The 19,501-nt window shown below is 74.6% G+C and carries 18 protein-coding genes; 6 read left to right on the top strand and 12 right to left on the bottom strand.

Going from position 1 to position 19,501, the window contains the following annotated elements:
• Positions 1-53: 53 nt before the first annotated feature.
• On the bottom strand, positions 54-716 hold the full coding sequence (locus tag ACZ607_RS02250) for a TetR/AcrR family transcriptional regulator (protein ID WP_469730852.1): 663 nt from the start codon (positions 714-716) through the stop codon (positions 54-56).
• A gap of 155 nt (positions 717-871) precedes the next feature.
• On the opposite strand from ACZ607_RS02250, the gene aroQ reads away from it, so the two are divergent.
• Genes aroQ through ACZ607_RS02265 form a run of 3 tightly spaced genes read left to right on the top strand, consistent with a single transcriptional unit; the run spans position 872 to position 4,055 of the window.
• Entirely contained in the window at positions 872-1,342 is a 471-nt protein-coding gene (aroQ, locus tag ACZ607_RS02255) for a type II 3-dehydroquinate dehydratase (protein ID WP_469730854.1), read from the top strand.
• Complete coding sequence (locus tag ACZ607_RS02260; RefSeq protein WP_469730856.1) at positions 1,339-2,202, top strand: shikimate dehydrogenase; 864 nt, start codon at positions 1,339-1,341, stop codon at positions 2,200-2,202. Before aroQ ends, ACZ607_RS02260 begins: the two co-directional genes overlap by 4 nt.
• 38 nt (positions 2,203-2,240) lie before the next feature.
• Positions 2,241-4,055 (top strand): bifunctional sugar phosphate isomerase/epimerase/4-hydroxyphenylpyruvate dioxygenase family protein, encoded by a 1,815-nt coding sequence (locus ACZ607_RS02265; protein WP_469730858.1) that lies wholly within the window; start codon positions 2,241-2,243, stop codon positions 4,053-4,055.
• Here ACZ607_RS02265 and ACZ607_RS02270 read toward each other — a convergent pair whose 3' ends face one another.
• The 5 genes from ACZ607_RS02270 to ACZ607_RS02290 are packed head-to-tail and all read right to left on the bottom strand — an operon-like array spanning position 4,056 to position 9,718.
• Complete coding sequence (locus ACZ607_RS02270) at positions 4,056-4,874, bottom strand: ECF transporter S component (RefSeq protein ID WP_469730860.1); 819 nt, start codon at positions 4,872-4,874, stop codon at positions 4,056-4,058.
• Positions 4,871-6,586, bottom strand: coding sequence for an ABC transporter ATP-binding protein (locus ACZ607_RS02275; RefSeq protein WP_469730861.1), 1,716 nt, complete (start codon positions 6,584-6,586; stop codon positions 4,871-4,873). The genes ACZ607_RS02270 and ACZ607_RS02275 overlap by 4 nt, the downstream gene beginning before the upstream one ends.
• Complete coding sequence (locus ACZ607_RS02280) at positions 6,583-7,782, bottom strand: energy-coupling factor transporter transmembrane protein EcfT (protein ID WP_469730863.1); 1,200 nt, start codon at positions 7,780-7,782, stop codon at positions 6,583-6,585. Before ACZ607_RS02280 ends, ACZ607_RS02275 begins: the two co-directional genes overlap by 4 nt.
• Entirely contained in the window at positions 7,779-8,462 is a 684-nt protein-coding gene (locus ACZ607_RS02285; RefSeq protein ID WP_469730865.1) for an SCO2322 family protein, read from the bottom strand. The genes ACZ607_RS02280 and ACZ607_RS02285 overlap by 4 nt, the downstream gene beginning before the upstream one ends.
• Entirely contained in the window at positions 8,459-9,718 is a 1,260-nt protein-coding gene (locus ACZ607_RS02290; RefSeq protein ID WP_469730868.1) for a prenyltransferase/squalene oxidase repeat-containing protein, read from the bottom strand. Before ACZ607_RS02290 ends, ACZ607_RS02285 begins: the two co-directional genes overlap by 4 nt.
• 324 nt (positions 9,719-10,042) lie before the next feature.
• Between ACZ607_RS02290 and ACZ607_RS02295 the strand changes: the two genes are divergently transcribed.
• Positions 10,043-10,501 (top strand): hypothetical protein, encoded by a 459-nt coding sequence (locus tag ACZ607_RS02295; protein WP_469730870.1) that lies wholly within the window; start codon positions 10,043-10,045, stop codon positions 10,499-10,501.
• Here ACZ607_RS02295 and ACZ607_RS02300 read toward each other — a convergent pair.
• Positions 10,483-11,964 carry an extracellular catalytic domain type 1 short-chain-length polyhydroxyalkanoate depolymerase gene (locus tag ACZ607_RS02300; protein WP_469730872.1) on the bottom strand — a complete coding sequence of 494 codons (1,482 nt, stop codon included), beginning with the start codon at positions 11,962-11,964 and terminating at the stop codon, positions 10,483-10,485. The two genes, ACZ607_RS02295 and ACZ607_RS02300, sit on opposite strands and share 19 nt — an antisense overlap.
• A gap of 306 nt (positions 11,965-12,270) precedes the next feature.
• On the opposite strand from ACZ607_RS02300, the gene ACZ607_RS02305 reads away from it, so the two are divergent.
• Positions 12,271-13,056 (top strand): 3-hydroxybutyrate dehydrogenase, encoded by a 786-nt coding sequence (locus tag ACZ607_RS02305; protein ID WP_469730873.1) that lies wholly within the window; start codon positions 12,271-12,273, stop codon positions 13,054-13,056.
• A gap of 39 nt (positions 13,057-13,095) precedes the next feature.
• On the top strand, positions 13,096-15,072 hold the full coding sequence (locus ACZ607_RS02310; protein WP_469730874.1) for a helix-turn-helix domain-containing protein: 1,977 nt from the start codon (positions 13,096-13,098) through the stop codon (positions 15,070-15,072).
• A gap of 23 nt (positions 15,073-15,095) precedes the next feature.
• Here the strand turns inward: ACZ607_RS02310 and ACZ607_RS02315 are convergent, their stop codons facing one another.
• The 5 genes from ACZ607_RS02315 to ACZ607_RS02335 are packed head-to-tail and all read right to left on the bottom strand — an operon-like array spanning position 15,096 to position 19,498.
• The gene (locus ACZ607_RS02315; protein WP_469730876.1) at positions 15,096-15,986 is read right to left on the bottom strand and encodes an alpha/beta fold hydrolase; all 891 of its coding nucleotides are present in this window, start codon (positions 15,984-15,986) and stop codon (positions 15,096-15,098) included.
• Positions 15,983-17,071, bottom strand: a complete 1,089-nt coding sequence (locus ACZ607_RS02320) for a branched-chain amino acid ABC transporter permease (RefSeq protein ID WP_469730877.1) — start codon at positions 17,069-17,071, stop codon at positions 15,983-15,985. The genes ACZ607_RS02315 and ACZ607_RS02320 overlap by 4 nt, the downstream gene beginning before the upstream one ends.
• A complete protein-coding gene (locus tag ACZ607_RS02325) occupies positions 17,068-17,955 on the bottom strand; it encodes a branched-chain amino acid ABC transporter permease (protein ID WP_469730879.1) in 888 nt (295 codons plus the stop codon). The genes ACZ607_RS02320 and ACZ607_RS02325 overlap by 4 nt, the downstream gene beginning before the upstream one ends.
• The gene (locus ACZ607_RS02330) at positions 17,955-18,707 is read right to left on the bottom strand and encodes an ABC transporter ATP-binding protein (protein ID WP_469730881.1); all 753 of its coding nucleotides are present in this window, start codon (positions 18,705-18,707) and stop codon (positions 17,955-17,957) included. The genes ACZ607_RS02325 and ACZ607_RS02330 overlap by 1 nt, the downstream gene beginning before the upstream one ends.
• A complete protein-coding gene (locus ACZ607_RS02335; RefSeq protein ID WP_469730882.1) occupies positions 18,704-19,498 on the bottom strand; it encodes an ABC transporter ATP-binding protein in 795 nt (264 codons plus the stop codon). Before ACZ607_RS02335 ends, ACZ607_RS02330 begins: the two co-directional genes overlap by 4 nt.
• Positions 19,499-19,501 lie beyond the last annotated feature (3 nt).

Here is a 19,501-nt window from a genome sequence, read left to right on the forward strand (position 1 = left end):
TGTCAAGGGTTCGCGCAGGATCCGGCCCCGACCGCCGAGGGCCGGCGGCGGCCCTACTCCGCCCGGTCGGCCGTGAGATACGCGATGATCATGTCGCCCAGCATGGTCCGGTAGTGCTCGCGCCGCCCGCTGTCCACCAGGTCGCGGCCGAAGAGCGCGCCGAAGGTGTGCCTGTTCGCGATGCGGAAGAAGCAGAACGAGCTGATCATCGCGTGCAGATCCACGGCGTCCACGTCCGCGGTGAACAGCCCCGACGCGCGTCCCGTGTCGAGGATGCGCCGCAGGACCTCGATCGCCGGGGAGCCGATACGGCTCAACTCGGCGGAGGCCGCGATGTGTTCGGCCTCGTGGATGTTCTCGATGCTGACCAGGCGGATGAAGTCCGGGTGGTCCTCGTGGTGGTCGAACGTCACCTCGGCCAGCCGTCGCACCGCTGCCACGGGGTCGAGGTGCTCGACGTCCAGCAGCTGTTCCGCCTCCCGGATCCTGGTGTACGCCCGCTCCAGGACCGCGGTGAACAACTGCTCCTTGCCGCCGAAGTAGTAGTAGATCATCCGCTTCGTGGTGCGGGTGCGGGCGGCGATCTCGTCGACCCGGGCACCCGCGTAACCGATGCGGGCGAACTCCCGCGTCGCCACGGTGAGGATCTCGTCCTTGGTGCGCGCCGCGTCACGGGTCCGCGCTGCGGGCTGGGCGGGTCCTTCGGTGCTTGTCATCCGGATCCTTCGCGGCAGGCGGTGCGTGCTCGCGATTCTAGAGCGGGCGTACGGGGCGGCCGATGCGGCCCGGGGGCTTCCCCGGGCGGCCTTCTTCCGATATGACTAACTAACCAGTCCGTACATTAAGTCGATGTGCCCACGGGAAGTGAACGATGCCCAACGCCCCGGCCCCGCCCCCCGACATCCCGGTCCTCGTGCTGAACGGTCCCAATCTCGACCTGCTCGGCCTCCGCGAACCGGAGGTGTACGGGAAGGACACCCTGGCCGGGATCGACGAGCTGTGCCGGACCACGGCGGCGGCCCTCGGGCTGCGCGCCGACTGCCGGCAGAGCAACCACGAGGGCGTGCTCATCGACGCCGTCCATGAAGCCCGCACCGCGCACCGGGGGATCGTGATCAACCCCGCCGGGTACAGCCACACCTCGGTCGCCGTGCGGGACGCGCTCGCCGCCGTGGAGCTGCCCGTCGTGGAGGTCCACCTCTCGAACATCCACCGGCGGGAGGCCTTCCGCCACCACAGCTACGTCTCGGCCGTCGCCGACACCATCATCTGCGGGGCGGGCGCCCACGGATACGCCCTGGCGCTCACCCACCTCGCCCGGCTCCTGGAGGACGACCGGTGAGCCCGGAGTCGTACCTCGTCGGCCTCATCGGCTCCGGTATCGGCCCCTCGCTCAGCCCCGCGCTCCACGAACGCGAGGCGGACCGGCAGGGCCTGCGCTACCTCTACCGCCTGATCGACATCGGCACGCTCGGCGTACCGCCGGAGAGGACCGGTGAACTCGTCCGCCGCGCACGCGACATGGGCTACGACGGCCTCAACGTCACCCATCCCTGCAAGCAGCAGGTGCTCGCCCACCTCGACGCGCTCTCGCCGCAGGCCGAGGCGCTCGGCGCGGTCAACACCGTGGTCTTCGACGGTCAGCTCGCGATCGGCCACAACACCGACGCGACCGGCTTCGCCGCCTCCTTCGCACGCGGTCTGCCCGACGCACCGCTGGAGCAGGTCGTGCAGCTCGGAGCGGGCGGGGCCGGAGCCGCCGTCGCCCACGCCCTGCTCGCCCTCGGCGCCGGCCGGCTCACCGTGCTGGACGCCGTGCCCGACCGTGCCGCGGCGCTCGCGGCCTCCCTGAACCACCACTTCGGCCCCGGCCGGGCGGCGGCGGCCGACCTCCTGGACGTCGCGGCACGGACGGCCGGAGCCGACGGCCTGGTCAACGCCACACCCATCGGGATGGCCGCCCACCCCGGACTCCCGCTCCCCGCGGAGCTGCTGCACCCCGGCCTGTGGGTCGCCGAGGTGGTCTACCGGCCGCTGGAGACCACGCTCGTCCGCACCGCCCGGGACCTCGGCTGCCCCACCCTCGACGGCGGGGGCATGGCCGTCTACCAGGCCGCCGACGCCTTCCGGCTCTTCACCGGCCGCGAACCCGACACCGCCCGCATGCTCGCGGACATCGCGGACCTCACGTCCACGCACTGACACCGCACGGAAGCACCGAAGCCCGCAGGAGGACCGCCATGCGTACGTCCATCGCCACCGTCTCGCTCAGCGGCACGCTCACCGAGAAGCTCACCGCGGCGGCGCGCGCCGGCTTCGACGGTGTCGAGATCTTCGAGAACGACCTGATCGGGAGCCCACTGAGCCCCGAGGAGATCAGGGAACGGGTGGCCGACCTCGGTCTGACGATCGACCTCTTCCAGCCGATGCGCGACATCGAGGCCGTCCCCGCCGACGAGTTCGTCCGCAACCTGCGGCGCGCCGAGCACAAGTTCCGCCTGATGCGGCGGCTGGGCGCCGACACCGTCCTGGTCTGCTCCAGCGTGTCGCCGTACGCCGTCGACGACGACGCACTCGCCGCCGAACAGCTGCGCCGGCTGGCCGACGTCGCGCAGGAGTCCGGTATCCGCGTCGCGTACGAGGCGCTGGCGTGGGGTCGTCATGTCAGTACCTACGAGCACGCCTGGCGCATCGTCGAGGCCGCGGACCACCCGGCCCTCGGGGTCTGCCTGGACAGCTTCCACATCCTGGCCCGGGGCTCCGACGTCGCGGGGATCGAGGCCGTCCCCGGCGACAAGATCTTCTTCCTGCAGCTCGCCGACGCTCCGCAGATGTCCCTCGACGTGCTGCAGTGGAGCCGCCACCACCGCTGCTTCCCGGGCCAGGGCGATCTCGACGTCACCGGCCTCGTGCGGGCCGCCGTCCGCGCCGGGTACGACGGGCCCCTCTCCCTGGAGGTGTTCAACGACGTCTTCCGCCAGGCGGACGCGGGCCGTACCGCGGTGGACGCCCTCCGTTCGCTGACGCTGCTCCAGGAGTCGGCGGGGCTGACCGCGCCTCCGGTGCCGGTCGTCCCCACCGGGTTCGCCTTCGTCGAGATCGCCACGGCCGACACCGCCAGGATCGCGCCGCTGCTGACCGCGCTGGGCTTCTCCCGTACGGCCAGGCACTCCGGGAAGCCGGTGGACCTCTGGGAACAGGGCGAGGCGCGCATCCTGCTCAACACCGGCACCGGCAGCCACCGTCCGGAGCCCTCCCTCACCGCGGTGGGCCTGGAGAGCCCCGACCCGGCGGGAGCCTCCGCGCGGGCCGAGTCACTGCTCGCCCCCGTCCTGCCCCGGCGCCGCGCCCCCGGTGACGCCTCCCTGGACGCGGTGGCCGCACCCGACGGCACCGAGTTCTTCTTCTGCGTCACCGATCGCCCCGGGGACACGGAGGAGGGCCCCGCGCGCACCGGCTGGACCGGTGACTTCGCGCCGGCCCCGCACACCCCCGCCCCCGTCGGGATCACCCGCGTCGACCATGTCGCGCTGACCCAGCCCTGGCACCACTTCGACGAGGCGACGCTCTACCACCGCGGCGTGCTCGGTCTCCAGCCGCACGCGAGTGTCGACCTCGCCGACCCGTACGGCCTGCTCCGCAGCCGCGCCGTCAGCAACGAGGACGGCACGGTGCGCATCGCCCTGGGCGTGGGGGCGTCCCCCGCCCAGGACCCGGCCCGTGGAGGACGCCCCCAGCACGTGGCCCTGGCCACCGACGACCTCGTCTCCACCGTCCGCCGCGCCCTCGGGGCGGGCGCCCGGATGCTGCCCGTGCCCGCCAACTACTACGACGACCTGCTCGCGCGCTACGAGTTCGCCCCGGGCGAGCTGGAGACCTACCGCGAACTGGGCATCCTCTACGACCGGGACGAGAAGGGGGAGTTCCGGCACTGCTACACCGTGACGACCGGCCGCGTCTTCTTCGAGCTCGTGGAGCGCGACGGCGGATACGACGGGTACGGCGCCAGGAACGCCCCCGTCAGGCTCGCCGCGCAGCACGCATGGGCCGACTGATCAGTCCGGGAGCGTGTCGAAGCCGGGCCGCGCGTCGAACGCGGCGCGGCGGGTGGCCCGGCGCAGGGCCCTCAGCAGGGTCGGGCCGATCGTGACGGTGAGGGCCACGGTGAGGACGGCGCGGCCCAGGTCCCAGCCCAGCGAGGTGGCGGCGCAGTAGGCGAGGAAGCGGACCAGGTTCTCGTGGAGCGGGTCGCCGGCGACGAAGGAGATGCCCGTGCCGAGGCCCGGCACGATCGTCCAGCCGTACAGATTCATCACCGTGCCGTACGCGAACGCCGCCACGAAGCCGTACGCCGCCAGCATCAGCAGCTCGCCCCGGCCGCGCAGCCGGTCGGGTCCCGGCAGCAGGCCGGCGCCCATGGTGAACCAGCCCATCGACAGCATCTGGAACGGCATCCACGGACCGACCCCGCCCGTGAGCAGCGCCGAAGCGAACATGGTGACCGAGCCGAGGACGAATCCGAAGCCGGGCCCCAGCACCCGGCCGCTCAGCACCATCAGGAAGAACATCGGCTCCAGGCCGGCCGTCCCCGCGCCCAGCGGGCGCAGCGCCGCACCGACCGCGGCGAGGACGCCCAGCATCGCGACGGCCTTCGCGTCCAGGCCGGAGTCGGCGATCGTCGCGAGGACCACCCCGACCAGCAGCACCAGCAGGACGGCGAAGAGCCAGGGGGCGTCCTGCGCGTGGGCGAGACCGGAGTCCGCGCCCGCCAGCAGGGGCCAGCCGAAGGCGACCAGTCCGACCGCGCTGATCAGGACGAGCGCGGCGACGGCGTGCGGGCCGAGCCGGACCGGGCGGGCGGACCGGGCCGTCATGCCGGGCCCTCCAGCGCCGTGCGTACCTGCGAGACCGTCAGCCACTCCCGGGGTGCCAGGATCTTCGCGGTCTGCGGGGCGAAGGCGGGGGAGGAGACCACGACCTGGCGGGTCGGTCCGTCGGCGACGGCCTCACCGTCGGCGAGGATCACCACCCGGTGCGCCAGCTCGGCCGCCAGCTCCACGTCGTGCGTGGCCAGGATGATGGCGTGGCCCCGGGCGGCCAGCCGGCGCAGCACGCCGACGAGCCGCGCCTTCGCCGCGTAGTCCAGGCCGCGCGTCGGCTCGTCCAGGAGGAGCAGCGGGGGCCGGGCGGTGAGGACCAGGGCGAGGGCCAGCGCCAGCCGCTGCCCCTCGGAGAGGTCACGGGGGTGGATGTCGTCCGCCACCCCGGGCAGCAGTTCGGAGACCAGCGCCCGGCAGCTGCCGGCGGGTGCGCCCGCGTCGGAGTCGGCTGCCGCGCACTCGGCGGCGACCGTGTCCGCGTACAGCAGGTCGCGCGGTTCCTGGGGGACGAGCCCGACCCGGCGCACCATGTCGCGCGGCGGTGTACGGGACGGCTCCCGGCCGTCGACGAGGACGGACCCGGTGGCCGGCTCGGTCATCCCGACGAGGGTGGTCAGCAGGGTCGACTTCCCCGCGCCGTTACGGCCCATCAGGGCCACGGTCTCGCCCGGTGCGACGGACAGCGTCACCCCGCGCAGCGCCTGGACCCGCCCGTGCCGCACCCCGAGCCCCTCGACGCGGACGACGGGCCCCTGGGCCGGGGGCCGCACGGGGCCGGGGCCGGGGCGGCGGCCGAACAGCCGGGCCAGCCGGCCCGGGCGGGCGCCGGCCGGAGCGGGCAGCGGGGCCACCACGGCATCGGCCGGGGCCTCGCGCGCCGGAGGCTCGACGTCGGCCAGCCGCTCGCGCAGGTCCACCGCACGGCGCCGGGCGTCACGCACGGACAGCGGCAGCGGATCCCAGCCCACGAGCCGGCCCAGGGCGACCACGGGCGGCCGTACGGGGGAGAGGGCCATGATGTCGGCGGGTGCGCCCATCACCGGGGCGGCACCGGGCTCCGGCAGCAGGAGGACCTGGTCGGCGTACTGCACGACGCGCTCCAGGCGGTGTTCGGCCATCAGCACCGTGGTGCCCAGGTCGTGCACCAGCCGCTGGAGGACCGCGAGGACGTCCTCGGCGGCGGCCGGGTCCAGGGCGGACGTCGGCTCGTCGAGGACCAGGACCCTGGGGTGCGGGGTGAGGACCGAGCCGATCGCGACCCGCTGCCGCTGGCCCCCGGAGAGCGTGGCGATCGGCCGGTCGCGCAGCTCCGCCAGTCCCAGCAGGTCCAGCGTCTCCTCGACGCGGCGCCGCATCACGTCCGGGGCGAGGCCGAGCGACTCCATGCCGTACGCCAGCTCGTCCTCGACGGTGTCCGTCACGAAGTGGGCGAGCGGGTCCTGGCCGACGGTGCCGACCAGGTCGGCGAGTTCGCGCGGCTTGTGGGTGCGGGTGTCGCGGCCCCCGACGGTGACCCGGCCGGTCAGCGTCCCGCCGGTGAAGTGCGGTACGAGACCGGACACGGCACCCAGCAGTGTCGACTTGCCGACACCGGACGGGCCGACGACCAGGACCAGTTCGCCCTCGGGGACCGTGAGGTCGACCCCGGCCAGGGTGGGGCGTTCCGCGCCCTCGTACCGCACCGAGACGTTCTCGAACCGGATCATGAGTGCTCCTTGGAGTCCGAGGGGGAGACGGGGGATGCCGCCGAGGCGGGGGGTGCCGCCACGGCGGGCGGTGTCACGCCGGCGGGGAGGGGCGCCACCACGGCGGGCAGCAGGCCGACCAGCACGGCGGCGGCGGGCCACAGCGGGAGTACGGGGGCGACGAGCGGGACGACACCCGGGCGCAGGGCCTCAGGGGCGGCGGCCCCCGCCCAGATCATCGCCGCAGCGACGGCCGCGCCCGAGCCCGCGACGAGCCAGGCGCGCACGCCCCAGCGGTCCGGCCGGTAGCGGGTGCGCACCGAGCGGCGGCCGCCGAGCCTGAGCCCCGCCAGTGCGGCGAGCAGCCCGGCCAGCAGCAGCGGCAGCCCGTGCACCGCACCCTGCGCGGCCAGCAGCCCGTACGTCCCCGCGCACACCCCCAGCAGCCCGCCGAGCGTCAGCACATGAGTGGTGCGGCGGACGGCGGGCGGGACCTGGGCGGTGCGCCCGTACCCCCGCGCGTCCATCGACGCCGCGACGGCCACCGACCGTTCCAGCGCGCCCTCCAGGACCGGCAGCCCGATCTGGAGCACCGCGCCGATGCCGCCGGTCGGGCGGCCGCGCAGCCGGCGGGCGGTGCGCAGCCGCGCCACGTCCGCGACCATGTTCGGCGCGAAGGTCATGGCGACGACGACGGCCACCCCCACCTCGTACAGGGCGCCCGGCAGAGACTTCAGCAGCCGGGCCGGGTTGGCCAGCGAGTTCGCGGCGCCCACGCAGATCAGCAGGGTGGCCAGCTTCGCGCCGTCGTACAGGGCGAAGACCAGCTGTTCCCCCGTGACCCGGCCGCCGATCCTGACGCCCTGCGCCCAGTCGGGCATCGGCACCTCGGGCAGCGTGAACAGGGCGTGCGTACCGGGGACCGGGGAGCCGAGGAGGACGGAGAACACCAGCCGTACGGCGACGACGAACAGCCCGAGCTTGATGAACGCCCCGTACGAACGGGCCCACGGCGCGTCCGTGCGGCGCGCGGCCACCACGTATCCGGCGACGCCCACCAGCAGCCCCAGCAGCAGCGGGTTGGTCGTACGGGACGCGGCGGTCGCGAGCCCGAGGGCCCACAGCCACCAGGCTCCGGCCGGCAGGGCGTTGGCGCGGGTGGCATCGGGGGCGCGCAGGGCAGGGTGGAGCCGGGCCGTGCCGGTGGAGCGGGTCATCGGCGGCGGCGAGCCCGCACCACGGCGCCCGCGCCCAGGACGAGCACCGCTCCGACACCGGTGAGCACCCCCACCGAGGGGCCGCCGCCGTCGGAGCCGGCGGAGGCCGCGTCGTCGCCGGTGGCGGACGCCGTTGCCGTGTCGCCGGGGTCCGTCGCACCGGACCCGCCGTCGACCTGCTCACCGCATCCCGACCGGGGATAGCCGGATATGGCGCAGAGCATCGCGGAGCTGTCGTAGCGCAGCGGCTTCGCCACCGCGGCCAGGGCCTCCGCCGTGCTCGCGTCCGGGGCCACCTGCGCGCAGGCGGTGCGCGGCGCGGGCGGCTTCTCGCCGTCCGGGGCGTCCTCGGCCGTGCCCGGGTCGATGACCAGCGCGACCCGCTTCAGGCCGTCCTTGGCGGGCGTGCCCGCGCAGACGGCCCCGAAGCCGGGGGCGCGGCGCGGCCGCGCCGAGTCCTGGGAGTCGGCGCTCACCGAGAAGCGGAACCCCTGCACCGCGCCGTCGTCGGGCCGGACCAGGGAGGGCCCCTGGGTGGCGTACGTCCAGTTCTTCCCGCCGTCGCCCTCCCAGAACGACCAGTAGCGGTAACCGGCCGCCTGCGCGCTCCCCGCGCCCAGCACGGCCAGGACGGCACCGACCAGGAGGAGCACCGCCGCGGTCCGCAGCGGGCGGCTCACAGCTGCTGGTTCTTCCGGCGTCCGCTCAGCAGGAAGCCGATGCCCGCGCCGAAGGCGAGTCCGATGCCGATGATCCACCAGAGGCCGAGCCCCTCGTCGTCGCTGCTCGTGTCCGCGGGCTTCGACGGTGTCGTCGCGGTCGGCGAGGGCACGGCGGTGGCGGCGGGCGCCGGGCCCGTCGCGTTGAGCTGCCGGACGAGGTCCACGCCGCCGAAGTCACGGGCGTTGCCGCCGGTCGCGTGGACGGCGAGGACCAGCTGGGCGGTGGCGGCGGGGCCGCCGTCCTTCGCCCAGCCCTGGGCGTGCTTCTCCAGATAGGTGACGGCCTTGGCCGCCTTGTCCTTGTGGCCGGAGGCCGCGAGCGCCACGACCGCGTCCGCCGTGTTCCCGAAGTCCGGCTGCGGCTCCGACTCCTCGGCGCCCGGCATCGGCGGCAGATCCAGGTGCCCCGACCCGGCGAGCGCCTTCGCCAGGTAGGACGCGCCGTTCTGCGCGGACTGCTCGGCGGTGAGGCCGGTGCCCTTGGTGCAGACGGGGGCCTTCACCGCGTTGGAGTTGCCCGCGGCCATGCCCTTGCCCATCGCGCCGATGACGGCGGCCGCCGTGGCGTCCGCGTTGGCGGTGAGCTTCCCGTCCTTGTCCGGCTGGTACGCGAACGCCCCGCCGCCCTCGCCGCCGCACGGCAGCGCGAACGTCTGGAGAGCCGTGTACGGCGTCTTCCCGTCCGCCGTGGTGACGTCGGCGAGCGGCACACCCGCCCGTGCCAGCGCCCCGGTCACGACCGCGGTGGAGTTGGCGTCGCTCGGGCTGCCCGCGTTGTAGCCCCAGCCGCCGTCCTCGTTCTGGACGGACTTCAGCCAGGTGACCCCGTTGTCCACGACCTCACGGTGCACGGCCAGCTCGACCATGGCCTGGACCGCCGCCGCCGTGGCGTTGGTGTCCGCGACCGTCTTGTCGTCGCAGGGCTTGGAGGCGTCGCGGTAGGAGGCGAAGGCCCCGCTGTCGCACTGCTGGCCGACGAGCCAGTCCACCGACTTCGTGGCGGGCGTGACCAGCTCGATCTTCTGGGCGAGGAAGGCCAGCGACTGGCGCCACACCCCGTCGTACGTCGGGTCCTTGGTGCCGTACAGCCCCGCCGGAAGATCCGGTGTGGAGGGGGACGGGGTCGGACTCGGCGCGGCGACCGCCACCGGGGCGGCCGTTCCACAGAGCACGGCGGTGATCGCGAGCGCTGCCGCGCGGCGGCGTACGGACATGGCGGGCTGGGCCTCTCGAATGGGGTTTCCCCTGCTCGAGCGGAGCCGAGCGCGTAGGGGTCGGGTCGGCGCCGGATTCGTACCGGCTTCCCCCTGTACGGGCATGATGACGACCCGTTCACTCTACCGGGGCGCTCCCGGCCCCCTCCGGGCGGACAGCCGCACCCCCTCGACGAGGGGCCTTCCCAGCAGGTCAGAGCCCGTGCGAAACTCCGGCGGGGGTCACACGGGCGCGGGCCCGTGCGGGTGCGACGACCGGGTGGGAAGCATTCAGTGCGCGGAACGGGAAGAGGCACGGCGGCCGCCGCCGTGGCGGCCGGATTCATGACGGTGACGACGGGCTGCGGCCTCGTCGGCGACAGCGGGAGCGCCCCGGCCCCCTCCCGGGAGGTCGTCCCGCCGTTCACCACGGCCACGGTCGCCGACGAGATAGCCGGCTTCGCCCGGGCCGGGGGCCTCCCGCCGGGCGACACCTCCACCGCCGCGCTGCCGAAGGGCGACTGGCAGGCGTGCGTCGCCCCGTGGACGGGCTACGCGCCGGCGGCCGATGCCGCCGACGCGTTCGAGGCGACGGTGATGCGGTTGCGGCAGCACGACTGGGAGATCATCTCCAGCCATGCCGAACGCGACGTCACCTACCGCACCCTCGCCAAGCGGGGCTGGAAGCTGTACGCCCGGTACCGCGCCGGCGCCGACACCGCCCGGACCGTCTCCCTCACCGCGGTCGAGGACGGCTGCCGGCTGCCGGGGAAGGTCAGGGCGGGCTACGCGGACCCGGCCTGACAGCCCGAGTCGGCGATCACGAAGTGGCCCGCCGGTGACTCCCGGAGCGTGTGGGTGACGAACACGTTGCACAGCCCCATGTCCTGCTCCGAACCGTTCGCGTAGGCGTGGCCGCCCGAGGCGTGCGCCCGGCCGGCCGCCACATGCGCATAGTTCGTCGCGGTGAAGCACCGGGCCGGGGCCGCACCGCCCGAGGTCGTCGCGGTGACGGCCGGGGAGCCCGCCCCGGCGGTCCCCGAGGGGTCGGCCGCGGTCACGGTGTAGCGGTAGGAGGTGCCGGAGGCCAGCCCGGTGTCCGTGAAGGACGTCGAGGCGGTCGTGGTGACCTTCGCGCCGTCGCGGTACACGGTGTAGGACGCGGCGCCCGACACCGCGTTCCAGGCCAGTGAGGCGCTGCTGTCCGTGACCCCGGTGACCTTCAGGCCGGCCGGGGCGGGCAGCCCGCCCCCACCCCCGGGCGTCTCCTTGTCCAGCCCCCAGAACACGCCCGTGTGGTACGCCGAGCAGATGGTGTTCAGGAAGTACGCGGCCGTCGACCCGCACTGCTCGGCGCCGGACCCCGGGCTCACCGGCAGGCCGTGCCCCATGCCGGACACCGAGAAGGTCTCCACCGCGGGCTGCCCGGACGCGTCGTCGTAGACGCTCCGGGTGGTGCTGCCGGGCAGGCTCTCGGTCCTGGACGGGGTCTGGCCGATGCCCCAGACGTCGGTCCACTGGTCGCGCAGCGCCGTCGCGTTGGCCGGGTAGACCGTGTAGTCGGAGGTGCCCTGCCAGATCGCGACCCGGGGCCACGGGCCGGTCCAGCCCGGGTGGGAGGCGCGGACCTTGTCGCCCCACTGGGCGGGCGACAGCTTCTGCGGGCCCGTCTGGCAGGCCGAGGCACCGGCCTGGCTGGTGGCGCACTGCGCGGGCAGCCCGGAGGCCACGGACCCGCCCGCGAAGACGTCCGGGTAGGCGGCCAGCAGATCGGCGGTCATCCCGCCGCCCGCCGACAGCCCGGTGACGTAGACCCGGCGCCCGTCGGAGCCGTACGTCTGCTTCGCGTACTCGACCATCTGCACGATGGACGCGGCCTCGCCCCGGCCCCGCGTGCTCTCGGCCTGGTCGAACCAGCCGAAGCAGGACAGCGCGTTGTTCGCCGAGGTGGTCTGCGGGAAGACGACGTCGAAGCCCCAGAGGTCGGCGTACTTGGTCCAGCCCGAGTTGGTGTAGTACGCGTTCGCCGACTGGGTGCAGCCGTGCAGCGCGACCACCAGGGGCGCTCCGGCCGCGACGCCGTCGGGGGTGTAGGCGAACATCTGGAGGTTGCCGGGGTTCGAGCCGAAGCCGGTGACCTGCTGGAGACCGGCGGCCGCCGGGGCCGCCGGCGCGGCGGTCGCGGAGACCGGCTGCGCGGCGAGCAGGGTCAGTACGGCGACGGAGGCGACGCGGCGGAGCAGGCGTCGCAGGATCGGTGGGCGCACGGTGGGGCCTCCTCGTCGGACGTGCGGGCGGACGTACGGGGTTCGCGTGGCGGTCGCGCGGTGGTGCGGACGTGCGTGGGGATGTGCTGCCGGAACCTATGAGCCGGGGCCGGGGCCGCCCATGTGGCAGGCGGACACCGGCCGCGCACCGGTGTGTGCCGCCCTCCTCTTGCGCCCGCGCCCCGGCCCGCCCGTCCGCGCCGTGCCCGCCGCCCCGCACCATGTACGCCGGCACCATGCGGACGTACGGGGGTGTGTGCACCGGCCCCGTGTGACGCGGGCGGCGACGTCCATACGGTGACGCCCATGGAGACTTCCCTGACCCCCCAGCAGGACCCCCTCGCGCCCTCTGCCCTCGCGGGACGCACCGCCCTGGTCACCGGGGCCGCCGGCGGCATCGGACTGGCCTGCGCCGAGGCGCTCGCCGCCGCCGGGGCCCATGTGCACGTGGTGGACAAGAAGGGCGACGCCGCCGAGAGCCTGGCGGCACGCATCGGCGGAACGGCCTGGGTGGCCGACCTCTCCCTCGCCGAGGCGGTGGACGGGCTGCCCGCCGATGTGGACATCGTGGTCAACAACGCGGGGCTCCAGCACGTGGCGCCCGTGCACGAGTTCCCGCCGGACCGCTTCACGCTGATCCACCGCGTCATGGTGGAAGCACCGTTCCGCATCTTGCGCCGCACGCTCCCCGGCATGTACGAACGCGGCTGGGGCCGCGTGGTCAACATCTCGTCCGTGCACGGGCTGCGCGCCAGCCCTTACAAGTCGGCCTACGTCTCGGCCAAGCACGCACTGGAGGGGCTCAGCAAAGTGGTCGCGATCGAAGCGGCGCCGCACGGCGTGACGAGCAACTGCGTCAGCCCCGGCTACGTCCGCACGCCCCTGGTCGAGGACCAGATCGCGGACCAGGCCCGCAGCCACGGCATCTCCGAGCAGGAGGTCGTGGGCCGGGTGCTGCTGGAACGCAGCGCCCTCAAGTCGCTGATCGAGCCCGCCGACGTCGCCGGGGCCGTCCTGTGGCTGTGCGGGCCGGGCACCTCCCACATCACCGGCAGCTCCCTCACGATGGACGGCGGCTGGACCGCCAACTGACGCCCGACCGCCCCGAAGCCGGAAGAACGATGACCGCCCATGTCTGAACCGCCCCCCTCCGCCGCGCCCCTCCTGGGACGCCTCCTCGACCTGCTGGCCGACGACGCCCCCGCCGAGGAGCTGGGCGCCGTCACCTCGGAGGCGAGGGCCGCCGGTGTGCCCGCCGCCGACCTGGCCGAGGTGGAGCGGGCGGCCGCCACCGCCCTGCGGATCAGGGGCGCCCTGCGCCAGCACCGGCGCAGGGAACTCCAGCTCACCGCCCTCTTCGACACGGCGGGCGACCTTGCGGCCTCCCGGGACCTGGACGACGTGCTGAAGGCGATCGTGCGGCGGGCCAGGATGCTGCTCGGCACCGACACCGCCTATCTCACGCTCCCCGACGAGGAGGCCGGGGACACCTACATGCGGGTGACCGACGGATCGGTGTCCGTACTGTTCCAGCGGCTGCGGCTCGAACTGGGCGAGGGGCTCGGCGGCCTCGTGGCCCAGACCGCCAGCCCGTACGCGACGCCCGACTACCGCACCGACGACCGCTTCCGCCACACCCGCAACATCAACGCCGGTGTGCTGGACGAGGGCCTCGTCGCCATCCTCGGCGTCCCCCTGCTGCTCGGCTCCAGCCGGGGCGGCACGGGAAAGGTCATCGGGGTGCTCTTCGCCGCCGACCGCTCCGCCCGCGTCTTCAGCCCCGACGAGGTGGCCCTGCTCTGCTCGCTCGCCGCGCACGCCGCGATCGCCATCGACACCGCCCGCGCCCTGGACGACACCCGGACCGCCCTGGCGGAGCTCGCCGGGGCGAACGAGGAGCTCGCCGGGGCCAACGCCGCCGTACGCGCGCACTCGGCCGCCATGCAGCGCGCCGAGGAGGCCCACGACCGGCTGACCGACCTGGTGCTGCGCGGCGGTGACGTGAAGGACGTCGCCGTGTCCGTCGCCGGACTCCTCGACAGCCCCCTCACCATCCACGACCCGGGCGGACGCCCGCTCGCCGCCGTACGGCCCGACGGCACCGGGTTCGCCGCCGACAGCATGGACGCGGGCTGGCTCGCGGGGACCGCCGAGGAGTCCCGTCACGGCGCGCGCGCCGTGCACCGCGACGGCCGGTGGATCTGTGCCGTGCTCGCCGGCCAGGAGCTGCTGGCCAGCCTGGTGCTGCACCGGCCCGACCGGCTCGACGACTCCGACCGGCGGCTCTTCGAACGCGCCGCCGTCGTCACCGGACTGCTCCTGCTGCTGCGCCGCACGGTCGCCGAGACCGAGAACCGGATACGCGGCGAGCTGATCAGCGATCTGCTCGCCGACCCGGAGCGTGATCCCGCCGGCCTCGCCGAGCGGGGCCGGCGGCTCGGCATCGACCTGGACCGGCCGCACCTGGTGCTGGTCGCCGAGGCGGCGGCCCGGGAGAGACTCGGCGGCGCGGCGATGCGCTATCTGTTCGGCGGCGAGATCCACGGGGTGAGCGCCGAACACGCGGGCACCGTCGTGCTGCTGATCGACTGCGACGACGAGGGCACACCGGCGGGCGCCGCCGCCCGCGCGGCGGCCGCGCAGCTCGGCCACCTCGTCCAGGCACCCGTCACCGTCGCCGGTACGGGCCCGGCGTCCGGAGCCCGTGAACTGGCCGCCGCCCACGCGGAAGCCGTCCGCTGTCTGCGCGCCATGCGGGTGCTGGGCCGTACGGGCGAAGGGGCCGACGTCGGCGAACTCGGCTTCCTGGGCGTCGTCCTGGGCGACGCGAAGGACGTGGACGGCTTCGTGACCGCCGTACTGGGCCCGCTGCTGCGCTACGACGAGCGGCGCGGCACCCATCTCGTACGGACGCTCCGGGCGTACTTCGGCGCGGGCGGCAGCCTGATCCGGGCCAAGGACGAGCTGCACGTCCATGTGAACACGGTGGTGCAGCGCCTCGACCGGATCCAGGTGCTGCTGGGCCGCGACTGGAACGAGCCCGACCGTGCGCTGGAGCTGCAACTGGCCCTGCGGCTGCACCTGCTGTCGGGCGGCCGGGATTCCTGAGCACCCCGGCCGCCCGCCTCACTTCAGCCCGGCAGCGCCGCCCGCAGCAGGGCGCCGGCGACCTCACCGGCCCCCTTCTCACCCGTCAGCACCGTGTAGTGGTTGACGCCCTCGACGCGCACCGCCCCGACGTTCGTGCCCGGCTGGCCGGCCGCCGCCAGCCGGGACTCGTCGTACAGCCCCTGCTCCTCGTTCATCAGTCCCCGCTGCGCCCACAACAGGGTTGCCGGCTGCGGGAGTTCGCGTACGGCCGCGAGCACCTCGTCCTGGAACAGGCCCACCCCGTCGGTGCGGACCGCCTCCAGCCGGCAGCCGGAGCGCAGCGCGGGCTCCTCGCCGGTCAGGTCCCGCTGGATGTAGGCGTCCACCTCCGGCGTCCAGGCGTCACCGCCGAACGCGGGGTGGGCCCGCCAGAACGAGCGGTAGGCGTCCCGGTCGGGGAAGGTCATCGAGAGCCGGTCCATGGCGGGCCCGATCACGGCCGTCATCAGCTCGTCCGCCGACAGGTGCGTGGGCGCGGGGAACCCGAACCCGCCGTCCACCAGGACCAGTTCGCCGAAGTGCTTCGGATGGCGTACGGCCGCCAGCGCCGCGACGAAGGCGCCCATCGAGTGGCCGGCCAGCACCGCCCGGCCCCCGCCGAGCGCGTCCGCCAGGGCCGCGGCGTCGTCCGCGTGGGCGGCGATCCCGTACGGGCCGGGCAGCCCCGCGCTGCCGGCCCGGCCGCGCAGGTCGGGGGCGACCAGCGTGACCCGGCCGGCGAGCAGGCGGGCCACCGCCGCCCAGGACAGCGCGTTGGCGGTGATGCCGTGCAGGGCCATGACCACCGGCGCGTCCGGGGCGGACGCGGGCCAGCGCAGCGCGGCCAGTTCGCCGCCGGTGACGGGGACGCGTAGTTCCTCGTACGGGATCATCGGTGCTCCTCACGGTTCCTGCGCAGTCGGGACGGGAGGCGGGCCAGACCGCCGGGCAGCAGGTGTACCACGGCCACGAACAGCACCCCGAGCAGGAACAGCGGCTGGGAGAGCGGCACGCGCAGGACCGCCGGCAGATCGGCGACCGCGCCCGATCCGGCGAGGTCGCCGAGCCGGTGGTCGGCCCAGGTGTAGAGGATGCCGCCGACCATCGGGCCCCAGCGGGTGCCCGAGCCGCCCAGCACCACCATGACCAGCAGCGACAGGGTGAAGTCCGAGGTGGTCGTCTGCGGTGTGGAACCGCCGGTCAGCAGCAGGTGGACGAGCCCGCCGACCGCGGCCAGCGCCCCCGCCAGGACGAACGCCGTGAGCTTGAATCCGTACGGCTTCAGGCCCAGCACCTCCACCCGGCGCTCGTTCTCCTTGATGCCCTCCCAGACCCGGCCGGTGGGGGAGCGGACGGCCCGGTGGACGACGGCGAGGGTGAGGACGAGGTAGGCGAGCGCGATCCAGTACAGGTTCGCGGTGTGGTCGATGCCCACCAGCCAGGAGGGCAGCAGCTCCGCCGGCGCCGCCCGGCCCTCCTCGCCGCCGGTGAGGCCGCCCGGGTTGCGGGAGACCAGGATCGAGCCGGCCTGCGCGAAGGCGAGCGTCACCATGGAGAAGCCGATGCCCGAGACCCGCAGGCTCACCGACCCCAGCACCAGGGCGAGCAGGGTGCCGGAGCACAGGCCGAGGACCGCGGCCACGGCGAACGGCAGGCCGGCCTCCAGCAGGAACATGTTCGTGGCGTAGCTGCCCGCCGCGAAGTACAGGGCGTGCCCGAAGGAGAGCAGCCCCGTGCGGCCCAGCAGCAGGTCGTAGCCGGTGGCGAGCGCGCCGAACAGCAGGCAGGTCGCCAGGAGTTGCAGGCTCCCGGGGCTGCCGACCGGGCCGTCCAGCAGCCCGGGGACGGGCAGCGCGCTGTACGGCGCGACGGCCAGCAGGAGCAGGACGGCGGCCGGCCACCAGCGCAGCAGCCGGGGCCCGTTCCGTACGGGCGCCGCGGCGACGGCGGGCGGTGCGGGTGTGGTGGCGGTGCTCACGCGAGCCTCCCGGTCAGTCCGCGCGGCCGGACGAGCAGCAGCGCGGCGAGCAGCACGACGACGGCCAGGTCGCCGAGGCCCGCTGCGGTGTAGTAGTTGGCGAACTGCTGGACCAGGCCGATGACGACGGCCGCGACGGCGGCGCCGGTCACCGAGCCCATGCCGCCCGTGACCACGACGACGAACGCGAAGATCAGCAGCGAGGTGCCCTGCCGGGGATCGACCGAGCCGAAGTACAGCCCGCCGAGCGCCCCGCCCAGCGCGGCGGCGCAGCCCCCGATCGCGAAGACCAGGGTGAACGCCTTGCGGACGTCGATGCCGAGCGCCGTGACCATCGCCCGGTCCTCGACCCCGGCCCGTACGACGAGCCCGTGCCGGGTCCGGCCGAGGAACAGGCGCAGGGCGACGAGGACGACGAGCGCGGCGGCGATCAGGACGAGCCGGTTGACGGGCACGTCCGCGCCCAGCAGCCCGAAGGTGCCGGACAGGGCCTCGGGCCCGGGGAACGTCCGGGCGTCGGAGCCCCAGACGCCGGACAGCAGCGCGGGCACGGCCAGCCCCACCCCGACCGTGGCGAGCACCTGCTCCCGGGGCCGGGTGTACAGGGGCCGTACGACGACCAGTTCCAGCACGACGGCGGCCAGCGTGCCCACCGCCGTGCCGAACAGGACCGCCAGGGCGAAGCCCCAGCCGCCGGGACCGGCGCCGGGCAGATTCCCGGACGCCGCCCACCAGGTGCCGTACGCGCCGATGGAGAGCAGCGCCCCGTGGGCGAAGTTGAGCACGTCCATCAGGCCGAAGATCAGCGAGAGGCCCGAGGCGATGAGGAAGTAGAGCGCTCCCAGACCGAGTCCGGTCATGGTGAGCAGCACGAGGGTGGACATCAGGAATCCGCCTCCACGGTCAGGTCCGGTCGGGAGGTGAGCGGGGCCCGGCCCACGCCGAGCAGCCGCCGGGTGGCCTCCTCGTCGCCCAGCAGCGCGGCCGCCTCGCCCTGATGGGCCGTCCGGCCGTCGGCGAGCACCGCGCAGTGCGCGGCGAGCCTGCGGACCACGGCGAGGTTCTGCTCGACCAGGAGCACGGGCACCGCCTCGGCGGCCCGCTCCAGCACCTGGGTGACCTCGGTGACGACCTTGGGGGCCAGGCCCTTGGTGGGCTCGTCGGCGATGATCAGCCGGTTCCCGTTGAGCAGGGTGCGGCCGATGGCCACCATCTGCTGCTGGCCGCCGGAGAGCGTCCCCGCCAACTGCTTGGCCCTGCGCTTCAGTTCGGGGAAGAGCTCGTGGACCAGGCCGTACGCGGGCCCGTCCGCGCCCCGGCGCTCCGCCAGCCGCAGATTCTCGGCCACGGTGAGGCCGGCGAAGATCCCCCGGTCCTCGGGGGCGTAGCCGATGCCCCGGCGGACCAGGGTGTGGGTGGGCAGGCCCACGGTCTCCCCGCCGTCCAGGAGCACGCTGCCCGTACGCGGGACGAGCCCCAGGACGCCGCGTACGGTCGTGGTCTTGCCCGCGCCGTTGCGGCCGAGCAGCGCCGTCACGCCCTGCGGCGCGACGTCCAGGTCCACGCCGTGCAGGATGTGCCGGCCGCCGATCAGGACGCGCAGGTCCCGTACGACGAGCAGTGCGGGCGCGGTCACAGGCCCTCCCCGAGGTAGGCCTGCTGGACGACCGGGTCGGCGGTCACCGCGCCCGGGGTGTCCAGGGCGAGGAGCCGGCCGTGGTGCATCACGGCCAGCCGGTCCGCGAGCCCCAGCAGGACGTCCATGTGGTGCTCGACCATGAGCACGGTGCGGCCCTCGTCGCGGTGCAGCGTCCGGATCAGCTCGGTGAGGGCCGGGACCTCCTCGGCGCTCACCCCGGCCATCGGCTCGTCGAGCAGCATGAGCCTGGGCTCGCCCACCAGCAGCACCGCGAGCTCCAGCTTGCGCTTCTCGCCGTGCGAGAGCTCGGCCGCCGTGGCCCCGGCGCGGTGCCCGAGACCGGTGCGCTCCAGCACGCCGCTCACCTCGGCGGTGTACGGGGAGGCACGCCGCCAGAGCCGGTGCGAACCGCCCTTCCTGGCCTGCGCGGCCAGCCGGACGTGCTCGGCCACGGTCATCCCGGGCCAGAGGCTGGACGTCTGGAACGTCCGCCCGATCCCGCGCCGCGCACGGGTGTGTACGGGCAGACCGGTCAGGTCCGAGCCGTCCAGCGCGAGGCTGCCCGCGGTGGGCGGGACGATCCCGCTGATCAGGTTGAACAGGGAGGTCTTTCCCGCCCCGTTGGGCCCGATGAAGGCGAGGAACTCGCCCTCCCGGACGTCGAGCGTGACGTCCTCGACGATGGCCGCCCCGCCGACGCGCCACCCCAGGCCGTCCAGCCGGAGCACCGGGGCGCCCGTGCGCGCCCCCTCGTCCCGCGCGGCGGCGGTGCCGGATGATGCGGTCACGGG

This window comes from Streptomyces sp. NPDC104381, from assembly GCF_055583745.1.